The organism is Deinococcus ficus (assembly GCF_003444775.1).
Taxonomy (GTDB): domain Bacteria; phylum Deinococcota; class Deinococci; order Deinococcales; family Deinococcaceae; genus Deinococcus; species Deinococcus ficus.
The window spans coordinates 2,145,550-2,167,170 of sequence record NZ_CP021081.1; the positions used below are offsets into that span (position 1 = coordinate 2,145,550).

The window sequence follows — 21,621 nt, forward strand, 5'->3', positions numbered from 1 at the left end:
CTGGACGCCTGGCGCAAAGTTCCCCCAGCGTTAACCCTGGAGAACAGCCTGCAGGGCCGCAACATCACTGACGTCCTTCAGCCGGTGAATCATGCGGTGACAGTTGGCACAGAGCACCGCAAAATCTTTTTGCAGGTCATAGGCCACCGCCGTTTCCAACTCGAGACTCGACAAGGGCTTCAGGTGATGAACCTCAATAAAGTCCTCCCCTAGAGGGCCGTACCGGTCGGTGTACTGGAACCCGCAGGCCCGGCAGGTACACCCCTGTTTGGCCTTGACCTTGCTGGCGATGTCACGGCGCCGTTCGATCCGTCGATGCATGACGTACCGACGGCGCTCGATGACCAAGTCAGCTGCGGAGACAGGAGCCGTTGGCGTGCTCCCCAAATCAGGCAGATCATCATCACCAAAGTTCACGTCCAGAGTCATCTGGCGGTACACGTCCAGAAGTTGAAACAGGTCTTTGCGCAGGTGGGCTTCACTGGGCAACGCGTGGGCCTGATAGCGGTACCCCACGGCATGACCCTGCTCATAGCCTCGAGGCAATTTCCCGCTCTCGCCCAGAGTGATCCGGGAGACATCTGTGGGCGCGCCGTAGCCAGCGGCCAACGCACGCATCTTGCTCGCACGGTCTGCCAGGAAACGGCGCCCCATCGCTTCACCAAACGCCTGGTACATCTCAGTGGTGCCCTGGTTCAGGCTGAGGTACACCTCGCGGCGACGCGGCGCAAAGAGGTACACAACGTATTGGCCATGCTGCGTACTTTCCGTGACCACAGGATCGAGAAATGCCAGCCAGGGCACATGGGCCCACACGCCTGCACCCGCACTCCCTTTGACCACCCACCGCTCGGCTCCCTGAAGTCGCTGTAACGCATCAGGCGCTCCAGACCGCAGATGGTCCGCAAGGGGATGGCCCGTAAACTCTTGTGTTTTCGCAGCAGCATACTCATCGGCCACTTTCAACAGCGCTTCACGGAGGGTCACTGGCTGAGGGTACTGCGGTATATAACCTTGTGAAGCGTTGAGGCGCTGTTGCCCTCGCAAGGACGCCAAACCCAGGCCGAGGATTGGCCGAAACCTCCAGCTTGAACTCCGCCTTACGGAGGTGTCCGCCCTTTGGAGCCGCATTGCTTGAGTATTTGAGCCCTTGTTCCCGAGCGCACGGTCGGTCCAGTTTTTCTACTCGTCAGAACGTTGAAGGGAGTTCCTCTGACGGCTGCCACCGAAAGATCAGCGCCGCCACCGCTGCCCGCTCGACGTGCTGTAGAAAAGAACGTCGTGCGGCTTCCGTCGCTCCCAAATGGGCCATCAAAGTTTCGCGAAGGGGATGCTGGCTGGCGATCAAATGCTCATTGCGGCGTGACAGGCGCTCCACCAGGTGGGTCGCTGGAACACAAGCAAACTTGCCATCAGCTCCACGGTTGCAACTTTGGCAGCTGAGGACCAAGTTCCACACCCCATCAAGATTGACCTTGAGGACATCGCGACGCATCAAGACGTGCGGAAAGACGTGATCCACTTCAGCGGTCGCTTCTGGGCCCTCAACGCCGATGGGGGTGTTGCAGTAAAAGCACCGGCCTTTTTGGTATCCGTTCAAAACGTCCCTTACGCGGCCCAATGGTCGCCGCCGCTTCTGCGCGTCCAAGATGAACAACTCTTGGCTCTGCGCATCTGAGAAAACGCTGATCAGCGAAGACGGCAGGCGGAGCTCCCATGCCGTTTCCACCAGGCGCCAGCGAGCTTCAATCTCCACAGCCAGGTTCCGGTACTGCAGATCGGCCGTTTCTGGAAGCGCGAGCAGCTCATCGGTCAGCGCAATCCCACCACGACTCCGGCGTTCATCCGCGTAAAAGCGCGTCGGCACCGCATCGCGACCAACCGTATGAAATGCATCGAGCACGTTGGTAAAGCCAAGTTGTACGGTGGTCTGGATCAGCTGCTCGTGCGACACCTCTCCCTGGAGGTAGCGCTCACAAGCGGATAAGAAGCGGCTGTTCGCGAACGTCCCTTGCTTGCCTCCATGCTGTAGATGGTGAAGCAGGGGCGGCACGTACTCGAGCGCCAACTCCTCAAGCGTGACGAACGTTTTGCCTTGGCCAGCCAGGGTTAAAAGCGCACGGCCTAAGGCAAACTTGTAAGACGCAACATTGCGGCCGAACAGGATCACGGATCGGAAGTACGTTTCGGGCGACGCTTCGAGATCCGTAAACCGGGGCACGCAGTGAGTATAGGAAAGCGCACGACCGGCTTTTACCGGTGAAAAAGCGGGTGCGGAGGCATGTCACACTGAACCTATGGTGCAGTACAACAAGTTGGTCCGCGACCGAATTCCCGAGATCATTGAACGGTCTGGGCAGAGCTGTACCACCGAAGTGCTCGATGCGGACGCTTACCTGCAGGCGCTTTTGGAGAAGTTGGGAGAGGAGGCTGCCGAAGTCCAGGCAGCCTCTCCTGAAGAGCGCGCGTCAGAGCTGGCCGATGTCTTGGAGGTCCTGGACGCCATCATGCAGGCCACCGGTCTCTCTGAAGAGACTGTACGAGGGGTTCAGCAAGAGAAGCGGGCCACGCGGGGCGGGTTCCAGCAGAGACTCTTCCTTCGAGATGTGCGCGAAGGGTAAATGCAGCGGGAGTACTCATGCTGGTCTTGCTGGGCGCCGTCAGGGCAGGTTCGCATTGGCGAACAGCCAGGTGTCCTCTCCGCAAGCGTTGGCAAACGGGTGGGGTTCAGGCGGCAACGCCTCGTCGAGGAAGGCAGCGAGTCCCTCCTTTGATGGGGAGCGCCGCGATTGCTTACACGCTTGGAAATAGGCACTGCACCTTAGATAGATAAACTCACGGATTCCTTCATCCGAGATCATGCCATCTGGCCAAATGACAGGACATTGTTCTGGACTGAGGGAGGAGAGTCTGGATTGCCAGGGCCAATACCCAAGCGGGGAGTCTTGGCTGAGAGCTCGGCGCATATGCTGGATGCGTTTCGCAACTTCATTTGGGTCAAGATCCTCCCGGCCATTGGCGAGGTGTTTTTCTAACCAGTGCAGATTCGCTGGAGAGTCCGGGAGCAGGCCATGCTGAAACAGGTTCAATTGACTGAACATCTGCTCCTCTAAGCGAGGTCGCTGAGCGCTCACTCCAAGCCGCCGAAGGATCCGCTCTTCGTACGCTATGGCCTTCTTGCGATTGTTCAACGCCATTACATCATTCTCGACCTCCAGACGAGGTTGGCCAAAAAATACCCTCCCGATCTGGAAAATGACGTTACGTCCGGCAATCCCCAGATACGTTGCGTATCCCGTCTGATTCAACGCCCAGATAATTCTCTCCCGCTCTTTTGAGTTTTTCGTACTCAGAATCTCCTCTGGAGCGACAAGAAGCAACGGAGAGACACCTGAGTTAGGCAAATACGACTGGGTAGGCCCAAGCCCATCTGAAGGCAGAGTCGCTTCTCCCTTATCTATTAACTGGTGGAGCGTCTCGCCTGGATGGGCAAACCAAAAATGATCCCTCAGTCCGGGGAGTTCACATAGATAGTTGTAGGCGGCTGTGAATTTACTCATTAGTTCGTCTTGCATTTGCTTTACCTCAAAAAGATCTCACTTCTAGCATGATTCAAATACCAGAAGACTTAATAGACTTGTCAACAATGTAAGATGCTCGGCCTTTTCTCTACGGTACTCGATCAACCTCCTCGATCGAAGGTAACCCCTTCCGAAAATAATGTCAAGCATCGCTTTAGTTTCAGTTTCAGCCTCAATACTTAGTTCAAGCCTCTTGAATCAAGAATCCAATTCTTTAACTCTGCTTCAACTTGCGTATCCGGATCATCCGGGATTGAGAGGAAACGTTACACTATGTCGGGACTATTCATCCTTTACCTCATTCTTCAATAGTGGAGCGGTTATAAACATAAAAAATAAGGCCGAGTCCACCGATAAATCGACCAAGAGTGGGTGAAACAGCTATGAAACGTCATGTGCGTTTTCGAATCTGGTTTCGACATTTTCTGGGTTGAAAGAGATCCTGCGGCAGCGCCCACCAATGTCTTGACGACTCGCAAAGACCCGTTTGAAGGCGATATGTCGCCAAATCACTGCACTGCAGCGATGCCCCACCCCCCATGCTGCTGCACGCTTCCTGACGCTTACAGCGCCAGTGGCGGCTATTGACAGCGGGGGAAGCGGACCCTCACCATGGGGCCCTCCAGCGCCGCGAGGGACTTTCATCTAAGTCGGGCCATTTGCGTTCGGGGCATGGATCGATCACCCTCAATTCGTCACCCAACGATGACTCATCTATGGAGCAAGGCAACAGATTCCTGTTTCCTTCCACTCCTGAGATTTCCTATGCCTGATCTAGAGCTCCTCCCTGAACCCTCGGTCGCCCCCTTGCTCGAGGATCAAGTTGTTCCTCAGCCCAGCCTGTCGACCTTTGATGCACCGGTCAGCCGAGCACTCCACAGCGCCCTTAAGGCAGCCGCACCCGCCCTTTTTGCGCCTCTCTCCGAATCCCACCTTCGACTGTTGGCCTATCTCCTCTTCACCTCATTTCGCGACGCAGATACAGGAAATCCCGTCCTCTCCCGGGTCGTTCTGGCATCGCTCACCAACGAAATGAAACGGCTTGAAACAGGCCGCTTCCGAAGTCAAGCGGTGCTTGCCGAGTTTCAAAAAATCAGCGGCTTCACGCTACAGGTCACCCCGTGGCGCTATACGCAGCACCAAGCCACCACTGTTCACCTTCTTCTGCCTGCCTCGGTGTCGGCGGCCTATCACCAGCAACTTGAAACGGGATCCCATGACCTGTTCCTGGTCTCCGGGACCCCAAGTACGGCCCGTGAGCATGCACTGCGTAGCCGCCAGCAGGATGAAGCACATCTGCAGGGCCACCCCATCGACGAACGCCGGCCGAATGCCCCCATCTTGCGGTATCTGCGCTCCGTCCGACCCCACATCTATGCGCAGTACGGACGTCGAGTGCCCCAAGCCCGACAGTTCGTCCTCACCCAGTACGCTTCACACCCAGGAGACTCTGCTGCGCGCCAGGAGCACCTGCGGCTCAAACGAGAGGGGCAATTGCGGCTCCTCAATGCGCTGCAGTGGTCATTTCCACCCCATTACAAACAGGTCGAGAACACTGAACGGATCTACACCGCCGGCGCTTCCGTGGCCAACGTCACCCGCGAGGTCCGGAAAATTCTGTTCCACAACACGGTGTCCTACGACCTTCGGAATGCCCACCTGGCCATCGCCGCCAAGCTCTGGGGCCTCACCTCGCTGACGGCCCTGCTTGAACGGGAAGGCTCGATTTGGCCTCACCTGCTGGCGGAACTAGACCTAGACGCCGCGCACAAGGACGCGTTGAAGCCAATTCTGTATTCCACGGTGTACGGCATGGCCCAACCGGCCCTTAAAGCCCAAATCACCCGGACGTTTGACAAGCAGGTGACCCAAAAGTATTTCTCCACCTCTCTGTCCGGCGCGATCGTTGAGGCGCGCAATGAACGCATGCAGCGCATCTCCGACGATGGTGGGATTCAAGACGCGTTTGGCCAAGTACACCCGCTTGCTGTGCAAAAGGACTTGCCACGCGGAACCCAAAAACGGCAAGTTCGGTCCCTGCTGTCCCGAGAAGTGTCCTCTTACGAGGTAAAGGTCATGTTGTCCGCTGTCGATGTGGCCACCCGAACCGACAAGTTCCGAATCGTTCTGTGGCTCCATGATGGCATCCTGGTGCGTTACACCGACCGAACCCAGCAAGCCCGATGGGACCACCAGCTCCGGGCTGCAGTCGATGCGGCGGCCCAACACCATGGGTTTGCCACTCGCCTAGAAGTTGGGGGGTAAGCCTACTGTTTCCTCACTGCTGTGCCCTCCGGGGAGGGGCACGCTCAATCAGATCGAATCAACCACATCAGTTGTCAGAGTCCGTGTGTGGACCGCAGAGCACGTCAACAGCCGCAGAATCGGCGCTCAAGGAACGGGTCACTGAGAGGGCAAAGCTGGAGAAACCGCCCCATGATCTGACGAGGCGAAGTGGATCCAGGTGAAAACGCCGATTTTATGGCTTGGCCAGCATCGCTCTTACTTCATCCACCGAATACGCCGGGTTCCGTTTGTGGATGACGGCGTGGCAATTGGGGCAGACCGGAATGAGATCATGAACAGGGTCCACGTGATACCCCCTGCCGATCTCCGAGAGAGGTTTGAGATGATGCACGTGAATAATCCCAGCAGCGGCGTCCCCATACACCACCCCAAAGTCGAAGTGACAGATGTGGCATGCCGTTCCGTGGTGTTCAAGACAACGTCGCCTCGCCGTTGAACTTCGTTCATAAGCGTTGACAAGTACTTGACGCACAGCGCCTTCGGGATACACGTTTTGGTTGGAGACTTCCTCTGGAAGAGCGACATCGCCCGCCAGGTGGGCGTGCTCTACGGTTCCCTCTGCGAACAATTGCCTTGGATCAAGCTCGACAAGCCGAACGGTCCATTGTGCGCGCCAAGCGACCCCAGCGGCTTCCACGGCCGCCCGGACCAGATTGACTGTCGTATACCGCACGTGATCGACATTGACCCGAACGGGATAGCGATCCGGTCTGCCTGGCCAGGGCTCGCCCCCAGTCGGAGTGAACTGTGCACTTCTGGCGTCAGCCACGATGGCAACAGTTGAGTTCGCCGCAAGTGTAGGGACCACCACCACCAACGAAAAGTCCTCCTGTTTGACACGACTGTACACGTCGCTGTAACCACGGCTTTCTATGGCCCGAATGTCCAACTCGTTATCGTACCGATGAATCAGGACTTTCCGAATCGGGGAAGTAAGGGCCACAGGATCAGACGGATGAGACGCTTGATCGGCGACCTTCGCTTTTCGGCCCTCCACGGAAATGGGCGGGGCAGACGTGCCCCTGCTTCCCTGCATCTCCGTGACCGTGAAGCCCATGTTCTGCAAATAGGTGTTGGCCTGTCCTGCTCCCCATCCCCCAGAAAACTCTCGCGAGCTTAGTCCAGTTGCGAGTGAAACGATGACTTTGGGCGGATACTGCCTTCCGTTGTGGAGGACCACATACCGCTGGTTGGAGAGGGAGTGGTGACGTTGAGTCTCCTGAAACCAAGCGTCGAAGGACCCATAGCGAGCGTCAAACTGCTGGAAGGCAGACGTGACTGCTTCGACCGTGGTTGTTGGAATCCGGGCCATAGGATCAGGCTCGCACGATTGCTCAGGATGTGTGATCAGACGTGCCACTGCCACATGCGTTAAGCGGAGGGCACCAGCCTGCTTAACCTCGCATACAGTGCCTTGACAGCCTCGGTCCGATCAAGCCCGCTATGACACCGTCGATGGCAGTTTGGACAGAGGGCCACCGCGTTCTGCACGGTATCTGGTCCTCCATCCGCCAGTCGTCTCACGTGATGTACCTCTAGGTACGGCTCCCCCTTCTGATTCTTAAACGGTGCAGGTAATCCACAGAGCTCGCACGTGCCGGCGGCCTCCTGCAGAACCCACGCAATGACTGAAGGATCTCGCTTGAATACAAGTCGGCCAACCTGCACCTGCTGGGGTGTGGCTTGTCCGGGAGGGAGAGAGAGATGGCCGCTCTCTTGTAAGGCGTCGACTCTTTGCTGAAGCTCCTGTTCGTTCTCGCTGGGCAAGGGCAGGAGCCCATGAGAGGCGAAGAGCTTCGTGATGGTGGATGCCACCCTAGATCCCACGTTTCCTAGCGGCTTGTAGCCATCGATGTACTCGTACCCCATCCCGCGCAGCACGGCGGAAATATTCGCCATTCTATGCTCAACGGCTCCCTTTGATCTGTCCTTCAATGGCCCATTGCGCAGTTTCTGGTTGTAGGCGGCTTTCCCATACGGAGTTTGGGTGTTCTCCAACTGAAGCATCGTGAGATAGGACTCCACGGCGGCCGCGAGCTCCACTTCCGACCAGCGCTTACCGGCCATTGTTGGCCGCTTCCCTAGGCTCCTGGCCGGGTAAAGACAGAGTCATGATTCACCGGCACTATAACTTCCTGTTCTTATTTGCCACTCTTGGTTTGACAACAAGAGGAAACGCCCAAACTCCATTGCGAGATTGATTTTCCAGCTCAGTCACTCAGCAAACCTTCCTTCAATATCTTGAACGCTTTCAATTCGATGCTCTCGTGCGTCATAAGAGTCTCAAACAGGAAGCGGGAAGGACTCGTCACTTCCATCACCTCAAAGGTTGTCAACCGGCGAAAACCGCAGGTGCGCTGCCTTCAGGTCGTCATCCAGAAACATGACGTACTGCCGCGTCATCTCTAAACTCCGGTGGCCCATGATCTGCTGGAGAGTGAACACATCTCCCCCATTCCGAACAAACTCGACGGCGAAGCCCCGGCGGAAAGCGTGGGGCGCCGTCTGGCTCCGGTCGAGATTCAATTGCGCACCCAACTTGGCCAGGCGGATACTCGCTCCGCTCACCGTTAACGGCAAACCCCAACGACCCAGGAAGACCTGCCGCACGCCCTCATGCTGAGGAGACCAGTCTCGGCGGAGGTAACTGTTCACCGCCTGCATGGCTTTCACGCCGATCGGGACGAAACGCTGCTTGTTGCCTTTTCCCATGACCTGCAGAAGGCCCCGGTCGAACAAGAGGTGTGCTGTGGTCAGGTTCAGCAGTTCGTGGATCCGCAAGCCCGTGTCAAAGAGGACCAGGACGAGCGCCGTATCGCGGAGGGGCTGCTCGGTGCCCTTGGCGGCCTTCACGAGCATTTTGACGAGCTCCGGATTGACGGTGGGCTGGCGTTCGCAGGGCAGGCTGGGCAGTTCCAACCGTCGGGCTGGATTGGCCACGAGCAATTCTTCCTTGAGTCCCCAGTTGAACACGGCGCGAACAGCCCGGGCGTGGGCATGCACGCCGCCGGCGGCAAGACCCCGCTCCTCTAACCAGATCAAGAAATGCCTGAGGTGCAGGATGGTCACCTGCTCGGCCTCAGAAGGGAGGTCGTGCTCGGCCAAGAAGCGAAGGAGGGTTCGGCGGGTGACGTCGTAGTACCGCACGGTGGCCTTGCTTCGCCGCTTGACTCGGAGGTGATAGAGAAACTGTTGCCAAAGCTCTTCGATGGTCATGGTGCTGCCTCGCTTTGACAGGGGCCACGGACAAGCTTGGAGCAAACGATTCCCTCTTCGTCAGATTCGAGCTTGGACCTTCCAAAAAAGAGAATCCCGCCTAGGACAGGATTCTCTGTTTGGTGGCGATGCCCGGACTTGAACCGGGGACCTAACGATTATGAGTCGTTCGCTCTAACCAGCTGAGCTACATCGCCATATAAGTGGCCCCGGTTTGACCCGGGGCTTTTTCTGGTGGAGCTGAGGGGATTCGAACCCCTGACCTTCTGAATGCCATTCAGACGCGCTCCCAACTGCGCCACAGCCCCTTTTTTTCGTGCGCCTCGTTCAAGGCTCAGCTAGGTTACCAGTGGATTTTCAGGTTGTCAACGGTTGGCGTGAACGGCGTGCCGGGTCAGGGGGTCAGGGGCCGCGCGACGAGGTTCACGTACCCCTCGATCAGGTGGATGATGACGGGGTTGTGGGTGTGCACGCCGTGCGGTTCACCGTGCTGGCCGTCCTCGATGAAGTGGGCGATCAGGGCGGCCTCGCCGTCGCGGGCGAGCAGGAAGGCGCGCTGGCCTTCGGCGGCGATGGAGGGCAGGTTCACGAGTTCGGCGCGGTGGAGTTTCACGCCGCGCGGGGTGAGGCGCTCGAGCCGGTCGGCGAGCTGGGGTTCGCCGGCCATGTAGAGGTGCTGGCGGGCGTTGAGGGTGAGGTCCTCGCACAGGCTGCGGATGGCCGCCTCGCCGTAGAGGTGGTACACGGCTTCGGGGGCGGGGTCGGGGGCGAGGCGGGAGAGGTCGCGGTCGAGCGCGCCGAGGCGGTCATCGAAGGAGCGGCGGGCGCGGGCGAGGTACTCGCGGGCGCTGAGCGGGGCGTACTCCAGGGGGTTCTGGCCGACCTTGGCGGCCAGGCCGCGGCCTTCGAGGCGCTCCAGGGTTTCGTAGATCTTGGGGCGGGGAATGCCGGCCTGCCGGGCGACGCGGGCGGGGACGGCGCGGCCCAGGGCGAGCAGCGCGGTGTAGGCGCGCGCTTCGTACTCGGTCAGGCCGAGCGCTTGCAGGTGAATCACGGCACTCATATTCCTGCCAGGATACGGGATGGCGCCGAGCGTGAAGGGGTGTTGAGCGGGTTCTGCGGGGCGTGGGGGGCTGGGGCGCTTGAATGCGCGCATGGATGACAGCGGCGGGCCGGACCTGACGGGCGGCGGGGAGTACCTGGTGCCGGACGTGCTGCGGCCGGGGCTGGCGCTGGTGCTGGTGGGCACGGCACCCAGCCGGATCAGTGCGGCGCGGCGGGCGTACTACGCGAACCCGATGAACAAGTTCTGGCGGACGCTGTTCGACGTGGGCCTGACACCCCGGCTGCTGGAGCCGCGCGAGTACCCGCTGCTGCCGGAGTTCGGGATCGGGCTGACGGACGTGGCGAAGCGGCACAGCGGGGTGGACGCGAGCCTGCCGGGGGAGGCGTGGGCGCCGGAGGAGCTGCGGGCGAAGGTGCGCACGTACCGGCCGCGGGTGGTGGCGTTCACGAGCAAGCGGGGCGCGTCCGAGACGCTGGGCCTCCCGACGGGGAAGCTGCCGTACGGCGAGCAGACGTTCAGGCTGGAGGGCGTGGAGGTGTGGGTGCTGCCCAGCACGAGTCCGCTGGGGCACAACCACTTTCAGCTGGGGCCCTGGCAGGCGCTGGCCGACCGGGTGCGGGCCCTTCAGGCCGCGGGCCAGGGGGACGGGAACCCGGACGGGGCGGGCCTCGTACCTTGAAGATATGGCTCGGCACGTCCTTACCGTTTTTCAGCTTGCCCGCGTGGGGTCGCGCGTGGCCCGGCACCTGGCCGGCCCGGCGGTCCACGCCTTTCCGGCGGGGGGTACACTGCGCCGCATGGACGGCATGGACCGCGACGACCAGCGCTGGGCCGTGACCCCCCGGCCGGACACCCGGCCCGGTCCGCTGGCGCCCGTGAACCCGCAGCAGCTGATGCAGCGCGGCGCAAACCTCACGCGCCGCGCCGTGGGCCTGGGCGTGCTGGCGCTGCTGAGCATCCTGGGGGCCGGCGTGCTGATCGTGGCGCTGGTGTTCCTGGGACTGGGCCTGGCGAACGGCAGCACCATCGCCGGCATCCTGATGGCCGTGGTGCTGCTGCTGGGCGTCCTGGGCACTGTCTGGACGGTCCGGCGGGCCGGCACGCTGATCAAACCCGAGGAACTGCCCGCCGCGCCCACGGCCGTTCCGGCGGCGCAGGGCACGCCACTGGCCCTGCCGGCCGACACGGGCGCTGTGGAGGCCACCCTGCTGCAGACCTTGCGCACGCACGAGCGGCCGCTGTCCGCGCCGGCCCGCGCGGCCTTCCACGCGACCGTGATCGCCACGCGCGACGCGGTGCGCGTCACCGCCGGCGACGCAGAGATGAACCGGGACGCCTTCGACGCCCGGCAGGCCGCCCGCGAGGACCTGCCCGAGCTGATGAGCGCCTACCGAGCCGTGCGCAAATCCGAGCAGACCGAGGCCCAACTGCTGGAGCAGCTGCAGCTGATTCACGCCCGCATGAGCCGCATCAACGCCGAGCGGGCCGCGGTGCGGCAGGACAAGCTGGCCGCCCACGGGCACTACCTGCGCGAGAAGTATCAGGGCGAGACGGACGAGTAACGCTGGCCGGGTGAGGGCACGGCGGAGCAGCTCACCTCTCCCCTCTCAAGAATCAGGGTCGACAGGAAGTTCCTGTCGGCCCTGATCCCTTACCTCGATTTAAACGTCGCCGCGGGCGAAGGCGGTCATGATGCCCGGCGCGGCCGTGTCGAAGCCCACCACGTCCAGCATGTCGGCCCGGTCCGGGTCGGCGATGGTGAAGCCGGTGGCGGTCAGGCCCACCACGATCAGGCGGGGTCTGATGCCCATCTGCTGCGCGTAGCGGTCCAGCGCGACCTTCGGGTGGGTGGTGCCCGCCCAGGTTTCGTTGTCGGTGTACACCACGAAGGTGTCCACGGCCAGCTTCTCCCGGGCGGCCCACAGCATCGGCTGGGCGCAGTCGGTGGCGCCGAAGCTGCTTGCCTGGGCCTTGCGCATGGCGCTGTCCAGCGTGTCGCGGGGCGTGATGCCCAGCGCGCGGAACTGATTGGCGAAGCCCATCGTGAACGCGGCCGGTTCGGTGCGCAGCGCCACCATGCTCATGGCGGCGGCGGCCATGTTGGGCGTCAGGCCGGGCACGCCCGCGACCTGCCCGCAGGTCATGCTGCCGGACACGTCCAGCGCCAGCAGGTGCCGGGTGCCGGCCGCCTGCACGTTCCCGAAGGCCAGGGTGAACGCCTCTTCCAGCGCGTCCACGATCCGCGGAACGGGCGTCCAGGTGCCGCTGCCCTTCACGCCGCGGCCCTGCGCGTACACCAGGCGGGCCTTCAGGGCGTCCAGCGGGTGAATGCGGCCACGCTTCAGGACGTCCGGGTTCGCGATGCGGTTCACCACGGCCCTCGTCACAGCGGGGTCGTTCAGGGTCAGCACGCCCACGCGGCCCAGGTTGCCCAGGTTCCGCAGCAGCCACGTCAGGCCGTTCGTCTCCATCGCCGCGCGGTACACCTCGGGGCCGCGCACGGTGGTGGGAACGGCCTCCATCGGCAGGCCGTACTCGCGCATCAGGGTGGCGGCGTCCGCGTCGGTGCGGGCCTGCATGGCCTTCAGGTGCCCCTCAATGACGCGCAGGGCAGGGGCGTCCGCGTCCAGGTCGGGCAGGACGCCGTCCACCATGAACTTCAGCACGGCGTTGCGCTGCGCGTCCGTGGTCCTGGGGTGGCTCTTGCGCAGGGCGTCCGCCTGGCTCCAGCCGTCGCGGGCCTTGTACTTCACGGCCCACAGAGCCAGCCGGGTCACGTCGGCGGTCTCGTACACGTTCGCCACGCCGCGGCGCGTCAGGCGGCCCCAGCCGCCCAGGGCGTCCGCGAACGCCAGGAAGTGCAGCAGCATGGTGCCGGTGCGCGCCACCTCCGGCAGGGCGTCCCAGGCGGCCTTGCGGTCTGCGGCGCTCGGCGCGGTCTTGGCGATCAGGGCCAGCACCAGCAGGGCCGGGTCGGCCTTCGGGGCGCGGCCGCCGCGCACGACGTCCAGCGTCACCCGCAGGGCCAGCGCGGCGTCGCGCTGCACCAGTTCATTCAGGAACGCGGTCGCCTGCAGGGTGTGGGGACGCTCGGTGGCGTAGAAGGTGCCGCCGTCGGTGCCCAGCACCAGGAAGCGCGTCAGGCGGCCCTCGTCGGGCAGGGCGTACACGAACCCGCCCGCGTTGTTCACGACCTGATGGGCGTCCAGACGTTCGGTCTGGGGGCGGGAGGTGCGGGTGATGGCGTTCAGCAGGTTCTTCATGGGTTCGGCCCTCCTTGTCAGGGCGATCTATGACGCGCGGTGGCGTCTGGTGATTCAGGCAGGACTTGAACCTGCACCCTCCGCCTTCGCCGGGCGGCGCTCCTCCAACCGAGCTGCTGAATCAGGAAAGGCTCCCGGGACCACGGGGCCGGACCACTTCACGGCGCGTGAAGGGCACGTCCCGGCAAGCCGGGAGCCTGAAACTTTGGGGGAAGTGCTGGGACTTGAACCCGGTCCTCCGCGGCCACAGCGCGGCGTGCACACCGATACACCACACCTCCCACGTGCCGTCCGTTTCCTCCCCGGCGGGGCGGACGCCCCGGACGTGTCCCGGTCTGCGCCACCCCTGCGGGATGGCAGTCTGGTCGTGTGGCTCCGGGGGAAGGAATCGAACCTTCGGCATTCCGCTTAACAGGCGGACACTCTGCCACTGAGTTACCCCGGAAGAAGGCAGGAACGGGCGGGAATCGAACCCGCGACCTCTCGATTCACAGTCGGTCAGCCTTGCCTTCGGCCCGGACGGGCAAGGTGGAGCAAGGCATAGTGCTCTGCCACTGAGCTACCGTTCCAGATGTGGGGGACGGGCAGGATTCGAACCTGCGAGTCTTTCGACGAATGTTCCCAAGTAACCTTCACCGGTCGGCCCAGACTTGCGTGCCGGGCAAGGTGTTGGGGAAGGAAACGCCCCAAAGGAGCGACATTTGCGTTTGACCAACTCCGCCACCGTCCCCACGGTGACCTGCTGAGGTGTTGAGTGAAGGGCTGGCGGGGCGGGATTCGAACCCGCGACCTACTGATTAAGAGAACCTTTCACTGTCGGCCCGCGGTCCTGCGTGGACTCGGGCAAGGGGGCATGAAAGGAGCCGTCCCTACGGACAGTCAATTGCTCTCCCAGCTGAGCTACCCGCCAGACGGGTGGTGCGGTGGGCGCCCGCTCAGGCGCCCGGAAGCGGTTCAGCGCTGCGCGCCGTGCGGTCCTGCGTGTGGGTGTGGGCGCAGCGCATCAGCACGCGACGCTCCAGGACCGGCCGGCAGATTTCGCCAGAGGAACGGGGGCCGCCACTCCTGTCCGGCTCGCCTGATGTTCTTCAGTTGGAGGGGCTGAGCGGGAACGGGGATAGGAAGTGTCGCGGTCATACGGTTACCTCTCGGAAGTGAAGTGATGCAGGGGTGGGCGGCTGGAATCGAACCAGTGTCACCAGGGAACCCTGGGCGATCGGCCCGGACACCGGGCAAGGAAATGCCGAGGGGTTGAGACGCCCACCCTGCAGGCCCCGCGGAGGGGCTGGAACTCCGGGCCGGACTCGAACCGGCACTGACATGCACCTGAGGCATGGTCCTCTGCCTGATTGGGATACCGGAGCGTGGAGCAGATGAGTGGAGTTGCACCACTGTCCTCCCGCTGGCAGCGGGAAATCCTGACTGCTGGACGACATCTGCAAAGGGGGCTGGACAAGGGATGAAGTTCGGATCGGGAGTTGAACCCGGACCCGCAAGAGCGGGTCATCGCCAGAGATCACCGAAGCCTCTTCGGCCCAGCCGGGGAAAGAGAAGGGAAGCAGGGCAAGGGTGCGGAAACGAGCCGGGCCACTTCCATGCCGGGAATCGAACCCGGAGCAACTCACGCTGCTTCCGCCCAATACTTGGTGAAGTAACCGTTTCCTTTCGGCCCTGCGGTGACCGCCTGCGCGTTCACCTGCCAGAAGGTTACGGGCCACGGAAGGAAACGAACATTCGCCGGGTGGCGGAGGGCGGCCGTAAGCCAGCCCGACGGTCAGCCTGCGCCGTTTGGCGGACACGTCAGCGCGAGACGATCAGCGTCACCAGGTCCTCCTCATCGAAGACCTGCCCTGCGAGATCCCGCACAGGAACGCGCACAGGCTCTGCTGATGTGAGAAAATCCCAGCCGGTACAGAGGGTAACCTCGACGTGTTCCCGCAGGACGACTTCAATCAGGTTCTGCAGCGCCGTCATTTCCGACCTCCACTGCCGGACCTCATCGTCCAGTGGTTCCAGATAGGCGAGGCCTTCAAATCCGCAGCCGCAGCCTTTCGATGACGCCACCTCATAGAGGCCCCCGTGAGGAAGGGCACGGACCAGGTGGGGAATCCAGGCTGGGTCCGGCCGCCACAGGCGCACGCCCGGAGGTTCGTAGTGGGCCAGCAGGTCAGGACCCAGCGGCCGGGGGGTCAGCAGGTACATGCTGCGGCACATGGTGGCAGGGTAAGGCAAAGCCCCCGCGCGGAGCGGGGGCCGTTCGTGCCTGGGTTTACCGCAGGCGGGCCTGAATCCAGCCCGCGAGGTCGCTGATCTTCACGCGGTCCTGTTTGAGGGTGTCGCGGTCGCGGACGGTGACGGTGTCCACGAGGCTGGGGTCCTCGCCCTTGCCGACGGTGTCGAAGTCCACGGTGACGCAGAAGGGCGTGCCGACCTCGTCGTGGCGGCGGTAGGCCTTGCCGATGTTGCCGCTGTCCTCGTACAGCACGCGGCCCAGGCCGAGGCCCTGGAGTTCGGCCTTGATGGCCTTGGCGACGCTGGTGATCTCCTCCTTGTTGCGGGCGAGGGGAATCACGGCGACCTTGATGGGCGCGAGGTGGGGTTTGAGCTTGAGCACGATGCGTTCCGAGCCGTTCTCCAGGGTTTCCTTGGTGAACGCCTCGCTGAGGACGGCCAGCATGGCGCGGTCCACGCCGGCGGACGGTTCGATCACGAACGGCACCACGGGTTTGTTCGTGTCGGGGTGAGGAATGGTCAGCTTGGCGACGCTGTCGCTGTTCTCCTCGACTTTCGCCACGAGACCCAGTTCGCCCTGCGCCTTGGTGTGGCTGCCGAGGTCGTAGTCGCTGCGGTTGGCGATGCCCTCGATTTCCTCATGGCCGAGGGTGGGGTAGTCGTACATGAGGTCGTAGGTGCGTTTGCTGTAGTGCGCGAGGTCCTCCCCGGGCACGTCGAGGATCTCGATCTTGCTGCGGGGCACGCCCTGGTCCTCCCACCACTTCAGGCGTTTTTCGAGCCAGTGTTCGTGCCACTGTTCGTCGGTGCCGGGCACGCAGAAGAATTCGATTTCCATCTGTTCGAGTTCCCGCACGCGGAAGATGAAGTTGCGGGGAGTGATCTCGTTGCGGAAGGCCTTGCCGATCTGGGCGATGCCGAACGGCAGGCGGCGGCTGGTGCTGTCCACGACGTTCTTGAAGTTCGTGAAGATGCCCTGCGCGGTTTCGGGGCGCAGGTAGCCGTAGCTGTCGTCATCGGCGACGGGGCCGATGGTGGTCTTGAACATCATGTTGAAGGGCTTGGGTTCGGTCCACTCGCCGATCTCGCCGCTGAAGGGGTCGCGCACGCCCGCGTCGCGCAGCGCCTGCGAGGCCTGGGCGGGGCTGGCGTTCAGGGCGGCGACCACGGCGGGGAAGTTCGCGGGGTCCGCGCCCATCAGTTCCGCGACCCTGGCCTGCACGTCGGCTTTCTGGTCCTTGACGAGGTGGTCGAGGCGGTAGCGTTTGTTGTTCTTCTTGTTGTCGACCATAGGGTCGCTGAAGGTGGCTTCGTGGCCGCTGTGGCGCAGGACCATGCGGTGCATGATGATGCTGGCGTCCAGGCCTTCCATGTCGTCGCGTTCGTAGACGTTGCTGCGCCACCACGCGGCCTTGATGTTGTTCTTCAGTTCCACGCCGAGGGGGCCGTAATCGTAGAAGCCTTGCAGGCCGCCGTAGATCTCGGATCCCTGGAAGATGAAGCCGCGGCGTTTGCACAGGCTGACGAGTTCTTCCATCGATGTTGCGGGCATACCGTCTCTCCTTTGAGCCCTCAAGGAACGTCCCCAGACGCGGCCTTTTCCGGCTCGTCTGGGGACGCAGACAGTGCTACGCGGTTCCACCCCAGTTCCGGTCACCGCGTTCCGCGGTCAGACCGGCACTTTTGTCTTGTCAGCTCCCCGCTGCCCTTCCCGCGCTTCCGAACCCCGCCCGACTCTCACCGTCTCGGGCTCGCTCCTGGGTGATGCGCGCGGTACTCCTGCGGATCAACGCCAGTGTACAGTCTGCGCCGGGCGGCGGGGGGCGGTCAAGAAACCCGGCTGCACAGCCCTACCGGGCGTTGAAGAACACGAGGTCCAGCGGGGGCGGGGTGTGACCCAGCAGGCGGATCAGCTGCACGAGGTGGGCGGTGTGCCGCACCTCGTGCTGCATGACGTGCCACAGCACCTCGTCGGCGGAGACAGTTTCCGGGGCGTCGTCCAGGGCCCAGACGCGGTGCCCGGCGAGGGCCAGGGCGTCCAGGTCCGGCCAGCGGCGCAGGGTGTCGGCCTCGACGGCCTCCCAGTAAGTCAGGAGCGCGTCCAGGGGTTCGGTGTGGTGATGCCAGTACTCGTCGGCGCTGCGGGGCTCGGGCCGGCCGAGCGATTCGGCGACCAGGGGCGCGCCGAGCAGGTCGCCGCGGAACCAGCCGTCCTCGACCACGGCGATGTGCGCCACGAGGTCCTTGATGCAGCGCGCTCCGGGGGACGGCAGGAGGGGCCGGGAGAGTTCCTCGTCGGTCAGGGTGCGCAGCGCGGCCCACAGGGTGCGGCGGGCGCGGGACAGGTAGTCGTAGAAGTCGCGGGCGTGCATGCCCCCACGCTACGGGCGATTCCCGTCAGGGGGTGTCGGGAATGCCCTGGGTGAAGGTCGCCGCGGGCGCGCTCATCCCGCCCGGGGTGGTCGTGCGCTGTGATACCCGTATGCCCACGCGGATCGACGGTCAGAGAGTCCTTGCCATCGTGCTGGCCGGGGGGCGCGGCAGCCGCCTGTCGCCGCTCACGGACGAGCGGGCCAAGCCGGCCGTGCCGTTCCTGGGCACGTACCGCCTGATTGATTTCACGCTGAGCAACCTGGTGAACAGCGGCGTGCAGGACGTGTGGGTGATCGAGCAGTACCTGCCGCACGGCCTGAACGATCACCTCTCGGGCGGGCGGCCCTGGGACCTGGACCGCACGCGGGGTGGGCTGGTGGTGCTGCCGCCTTTCGCCAGCCCGGAGAAGGAGGACGGGGAGTTCGCGCAGGGGAACGCGCACGCGCTGGCGCAGCACGCGCACCTGATCCGGGAGTTCGCGCCGGACGTGGTGCTGGTCCTGAGCGCCGATCACGTGTACCGCCTGGATTACGCGCAGGTGATCCGCGCGCACGTGGAGCGCGGCGCGGCCGTGACGATGGTGACGACCGAGGTGGACCGGGCCGAGGCGGGCCGGTTCGGGAACGTGCAGGCGGACGCGGCGGGCCGCGTGACGGCCTTCGCGTACAAACCGGACACGCCGCTGGGGCGCACCGTGACCGCTGAGGTGTTCGCGTACGACACCCGGGCGCTGCTGCGCACCCTGACGGAGGTGCAGCGCGCCGCGCGCGAACAGGGCCGGGAACTCGGGGATTACGGCGAGGAACTGCTGCCCGCGCTGGTGAAAGGCGGGAATGCCTGGGCCTTTCCGCTGCGCGGGTACTGGCGGGACGTGGGCACGGTGGAGGCGTACTTCGCGGCGCACCGCGACTTTCTGGATGGCCGGGGCTTTCCGCTGCACGACGACCGCTGGCCGTTCGTGACGGCCAGCACCACCCGCCCGCCCACCGAGGTCCGGCCGGGCGCGGCCGTGAGTGGGGCGCTGCTGTGCGGCGGCGCGGTGATCGCCGGGGAGGTCACGCGCAGCGTCGTCGCGCCGAACGCCGTGGTGGAGCGCGGCGCGGTGGTGCGGGACAGCATTCTTCAGCCGGGCGCGGTGGTGCGGGCGGGGGCGGTGGTCACGCGGGCCATTGTGGACCACGGGGCGACCGTCGGCGCGAAGGCAAGCGTGGGCCGGGCGCGCGGAAAGCTCACGGTGATCGGCGCGGGCGCGACCGTGCAACCGGGCGCGGTGATCGGGCCTGGCCTGCACGTCCCGCGCCGCCGCACCGTGAAGGCCGGGCAGGAAGACCGCGTGGCGCGTCCACCGGGTGAGGACGAGCAGGGCTGACGGGAAGCTGCCGGCGCTCACGGCCGCGTGACCCGGCTGCCCTTATCCTGTGCGGATGCCTGCTGCTTCACCCGCTGTACCTGTGTCCACCCACCCTGACTTCGACCTGGAAAAAGAGCACCTGGCGGGCACGGTCGCGGCGATGCTGCGGCAGATCGAGTTCTGGGAGGACCGCGACCGCAACGCCGGCGCGGACCTGGAGACGAGCATCATCATGGCCGACGAGGCCGGCGAGCACGCCGCGATGCTCTCGCCGCACGTGCACCAGCCGTACTTCGGGAGCCTGAAGGTGCGCGCCGGGGGCCGCGAGCAGACGCTGTACATCGGCAAGCACGGGTTCCAGGACGTGAAGGGCCCGCATCACGTGGTGTCGTGGGACAGCGAGGTCGGCAGTCTCTTCTACACGCAGGCGCTGGAGTGGACGCCGCGCCGGGGCGGGAAGGGCGTGATCCGGCGCCGGCGGCAGCTGGACGTGGCGAAAAAACAGCTGATGCGCGTCACCGACCTGTACGACGACGAGCGCGGCGGCGACACCGGCGGCCGGGAGGAGGTGCTGCTGCGGCGCCTGAACGAGGGCAGCACCGCCGGCATGCGCGACGTGGTGGAAACCCTGCAGCCCGAGCAGAACGAGGCGATGCGCTACCCGGCGGGCACCCCGGTGATCATTCAGGGGGCGGCCGGGTCCGGGAAGACCACCATCGGCTTTCACCGCCTGGCGTGGATGACGAACCGGGAGCGGGGCGTGCACCAGGCGCGTGCGGAGGCGTGCATGGTCCTGATGCCGAACCGGGTGCTGGCGGCGTACGCGGGCCGGATCCTGCCGGAACTGGACCTGCACGCCGTGAACGTGACCACCCCGGAAACGTGGGCGACCGGCCTGCTGGGACTGGAGAAGCTGGAGGTCACGGACCGCACCCTGAGCCTGCTGCTCACCGACCGGGACAACACCCGCCGGGCGCTGGCGTGGCGCCGCGCGAAGCTGCTGGGCGACGCGCGGATGCTGGACGTGGTCCGCACGCACCTGTGGCACCGCTGGAACGCGGGCCTGAAGGGCCACGGCCTGAACGAGGGGCTGGAGGTGCCGGGGCGCGCCCCGCTGACCTTCACGCTGACCGAGGTGGACCTCGCGGGGCTGCTGCGGGACGTGTTCGCGCAGGACCCGCTGGACGGGTACCGCGCCGGGCTGCGCCGCGCCATCGAGGCCGAGGCCATGGACCGCCTGAACGTCCCCGAGGAGCACGCGCCGGGGGTGCGGCGGCAGCTGTCCACGCCGCTGACGACCCTGCTGGGCCGCATCTTCGCGGGGACCACGCCGGTCACGGAAGCGCGGCGCCTGCTGGGCGACCCGGACGCCCTCAAGGCAAGCGGCCTGCTCACCGACCGGGAGGTGCAGCTGCTGATGACCGACCCGCTGTCCGGCATTCCCACCCCGCGCCGGGCTCACGCGGACGCGACCGAACTGCCCGTGATGCTGGCCGTGCAGGCCTTCACCGGCGGGATCGGGCGGGCGGTGGGCCGCACGCTGGAGCCGTTCGATCACGTGGTGCTGGACGAGGCGCAGGACTACAGCCCGCTGCTGTACGCGCTGCTGGGCCGTGCCACCCGCGACGGGCACATCACGGCGCTGGGCGACCTGAACCAGGGCATGCACGGGTACAAGGGCCCCAACAACTGGGAGGCGGTGCAGGCGATCCTGCCGGGCGCGCAGGTGCTGACGCTCTCGCGCACGTACCGCAGCACGCGGCAGATCACGCAGCTTGGCGCGCGGATCGCGAGCACCTACAACCGCGCCGCGGACGTGCACGGGGTGGACCGCGACGGCGCCGAGGTGCAGCGCTACAGCGGCGCCCCGGAACTGGAACTGCTGGCCCGCGCCGTGAAGGACGCGCAGGCGGCCGGGCACGAGAACATCGCCATCGTCACCCGCCGCGGCATCGACGCCGACCGCCTCAGCGAGGCCCTGCGCGACCATGACACGGACGCGCAGCCCATCACCACCCAGGAGCACCGCTACCGGGGCGGCGTGGTGATCCTCCCGGTGAACCTCGCCAAGGGCCTGGAATTCAGCGCGGCCATCGTCGCCAGCGCGAACGCCGAGACGTACGACGAGAGCACCGAGTACGAACGCCGGCTGCTGTACGTGTCGGCCAGCCGCGCCCTGCACTGGCTGGCGCTGGTCAGCGCCGGGGAACTGCACCCCCTGATCGCCTGACC

General features: G+C 64.4%; 17 protein-coding genes and 9 tRNA genes. 6 read left to right on the forward strand and 20 right to left on the reverse strand.

Annotation, left to right across the window (positions count from 1 at the left end; translation table 11 throughout):
• Positions 1-30 precede the first annotated feature (30 nt).
• Together DFI_RS10395 and DFI_RS10400 are read right to left on the reverse strand one after the other, a co-directional pair.
• Positions 31-987 (reverse strand): MrcB family domain-containing protein, encoded by a 957-nt coding sequence (locus DFI_RS10395; RefSeq protein ID WP_162145445.1) that lies wholly within the window; start codon positions 985-987, stop codon positions 31-33.
• 202 nt (positions 988-1,189) lie between these two features.
• Positions 1,190-2,221: an HNH endonuclease gene (locus DFI_RS10400; protein ID WP_027464329.1), complete on the reverse strand. Its 1,032-nt coding sequence runs from the start codon at positions 2,219-2,221 to the stop codon at positions 1,190-1,192.
• A 76-nt stretch (positions 2,222-2,297) separates the two neighbouring features.
• Between DFI_RS10400 and DFI_RS10405 the strand changes: the two genes are divergently transcribed.
• Positions 2,298-2,621: a nucleoside triphosphate pyrophosphohydrolase gene (locus tag DFI_RS10405; RefSeq protein WP_027463060.1), complete on the forward strand. Its 324-nt coding sequence runs from the start codon at positions 2,298-2,300 to the stop codon at positions 2,619-2,621.
• A 39-nt stretch (positions 2,622-2,660) separates the two neighbouring features.
• On the opposite strand, the gene DFI_RS20185 is transcribed toward DFI_RS10405, so the two are convergent.
• Positions 2,661-3,575, reverse strand: coding sequence for a hypothetical protein (locus DFI_RS20185; protein ID WP_155864553.1), 915 nt, complete (start codon positions 3,573-3,575; stop codon positions 2,661-2,663).
• A 771-nt stretch (positions 3,576-4,346) separates the two neighbouring features.
• On the opposite strand from DFI_RS20185, the gene DFI_RS20190 reads away from it, so the two are divergent.
• Positions 4,347-5,846 (forward strand): hypothetical protein, encoded by a 1,500-nt coding sequence (locus DFI_RS20190; RefSeq protein ID WP_155864554.1) that lies wholly within the window; start codon positions 4,347-4,349, stop codon positions 5,844-5,846.
• 214 nt (positions 5,847-6,060) lie between these two features.
• Here the strand turns inward: DFI_RS20190 and DFI_RS20195 are convergent, their stop codons facing one another.
• The 6 genes from DFI_RS20195 to DFI_RS10435 form a co-directional block, all read right to left on the reverse strand.
• Positions 6,061-7,200, reverse strand: a complete 1,140-nt coding sequence (locus DFI_RS20195; RefSeq protein ID WP_155864555.1) for an HNH endonuclease — start codon at positions 7,198-7,200, stop codon at positions 6,061-6,063.
• Positions 7,201-7,259: 59 nt separating this feature from the next.
• On the reverse strand, positions 7,260-7,955 hold the full coding sequence (locus DFI_RS21080; protein ID WP_081425847.1) for an HNH endonuclease: 696 nt from the start codon (positions 7,953-7,955) through the stop codon (positions 7,260-7,262).
• Between the two features lie 255 nt (positions 7,956-8,210).
• Positions 8,211-9,104, reverse strand: coding sequence for a tyrosine-type recombinase/integrase (locus DFI_RS10420; RefSeq protein ID WP_027463062.1), 894 nt, complete (start codon positions 9,102-9,104; stop codon positions 8,211-8,213).
• Positions 9,105-9,224: 120 nt separating this feature from the next.
• Positions 9,225-9,301 (reverse strand) — tRNA-Met (locus tag DFI_RS10425).
• Between the two features lie 35 nt (positions 9,302-9,336).
• Positions 9,337-9,412 (reverse strand) — tRNA-Ala (locus DFI_RS10430).
• Between the two features lie 86 nt (positions 9,413-9,498).
• Complete coding sequence (locus DFI_RS10435) at positions 9,499-10,167, reverse strand: TrmB family transcriptional regulator (protein WP_022801365.1); 669 nt, start codon at positions 10,165-10,167, stop codon at positions 9,499-9,501.
• A 91-nt stretch (positions 10,168-10,258) separates the two neighbouring features.
• Between DFI_RS10435 and DFI_RS10440 the strand changes: the two genes are divergently transcribed.
• Together DFI_RS10440 and DFI_RS10445 are read left to right on the forward strand one after the other, a co-directional pair.
• Positions 10,259-10,849, forward strand: a complete 591-nt coding sequence (locus tag DFI_RS10440) for a mismatch-specific DNA-glycosylase (protein WP_043778187.1) — start codon at positions 10,259-10,261, stop codon at positions 10,847-10,849.
• Between the two features lie 118 nt (positions 10,850-10,967).
• Complete coding sequence (locus tag DFI_RS10445) at positions 10,968-11,732, forward strand: hypothetical protein (protein WP_081425848.1); 765 nt, start codon at positions 10,968-10,970, stop codon at positions 11,730-11,732.
• A 99-nt stretch (positions 11,733-11,831) separates the two neighbouring features.
• On the opposite strand, the gene rsr is transcribed toward DFI_RS10445, so the two are convergent.
• The 11 genes from rsr to DFI_RS10490 form a co-directional block, all read right to left on the reverse strand.
• Positions 11,832-13,433 carry an RNA-binding protein Rsr gene (gene rsr, locus DFI_RS10450; protein ID WP_027463063.1) on the reverse strand — a complete coding sequence of 534 codons (1,602 nt, stop codon included), beginning with the start codon at positions 13,431-13,433 and terminating at the stop codon, positions 11,832-11,834.
• 47 nt (positions 13,434-13,480) lie between these two features.
• Positions 13,481-13,556, reverse strand: a tRNA-Arg gene (locus DFI_RS10455).
• Between the two features lie 83 nt (positions 13,557-13,639).
• Positions 13,640-13,714: transfer RNA gene (locus tag DFI_RS10460), tRNA-His, on the reverse strand.
• 89 nt (positions 13,715-13,803) lie between these two features.
• Positions 13,804-13,878, reverse strand: a tRNA-Asn gene (locus DFI_RS10465).
• A gap of 7 nt (positions 13,879-13,885) precedes the next feature.
• Positions 13,886-14,002: transfer RNA gene (locus tag DFI_RS20200), tRNA-His, on the reverse strand.
• A gap of 193 nt (positions 14,003-14,195) precedes the next feature.
• Positions 14,196-14,343: transfer RNA gene (locus tag DFI_RS20205), tRNA-OTHER, on the reverse strand.
• A 376-nt stretch (positions 14,344-14,719) separates the two neighbouring features.
• A tRNA-Leu gene (locus DFI_RS10470) sits at positions 14,720-14,797 on the reverse strand.
• Position 14,798: 1 nt separating this feature from the next.
• Positions 14,799-14,873, reverse strand: a tRNA-Gly gene (locus DFI_RS10475).
• A gap of 360 nt (positions 14,874-15,233) precedes the next feature.
• Complete coding sequence (locus DFI_RS10480) at positions 15,234-15,647, reverse strand: hypothetical protein (RefSeq protein WP_027463064.1); 414 nt, start codon at positions 15,645-15,647, stop codon at positions 15,234-15,236.
• 55 nt (positions 15,648-15,702) lie between these two features.
• Positions 15,703-17,217, reverse strand: a complete 1,515-nt coding sequence (locus tag DFI_RS10485) for a glycine--tRNA ligase (RefSeq protein ID WP_027463065.1) — start codon at positions 17,215-17,217, stop codon at positions 15,703-15,705.
• 298 nt (positions 17,218-17,515) lie between these two features.
• Positions 17,516-18,037, reverse strand: coding sequence for a DinB family protein (locus DFI_RS10490; protein WP_027463066.1), 522 nt, complete (start codon positions 18,035-18,037; stop codon positions 17,516-17,518).
• Between the two features lie 110 nt (positions 18,038-18,147).
• Between DFI_RS10490 and DFI_RS10495 the strand changes: the two genes are divergently transcribed.
• Both DFI_RS10495 and DFI_RS10500 read left to right on the forward strand, forming a co-directional pair.
• Entirely contained in the window at positions 18,148-19,407 is a 1,260-nt protein-coding gene (locus DFI_RS10495; RefSeq protein ID WP_043778258.1) for a glucose-1-phosphate adenylyltransferase family protein, read from the forward strand.
• Positions 19,408-19,489: 82 nt separating this feature from the next.
• Positions 19,490-21,619 (forward strand): HelD family protein, encoded by a 2,130-nt coding sequence (locus tag DFI_RS10500; protein WP_338030619.1) that lies wholly within the window; start codon positions 19,490-19,492, stop codon positions 21,617-21,619.
• Positions 21,620-21,621: the final 2 nt, after the last annotated feature.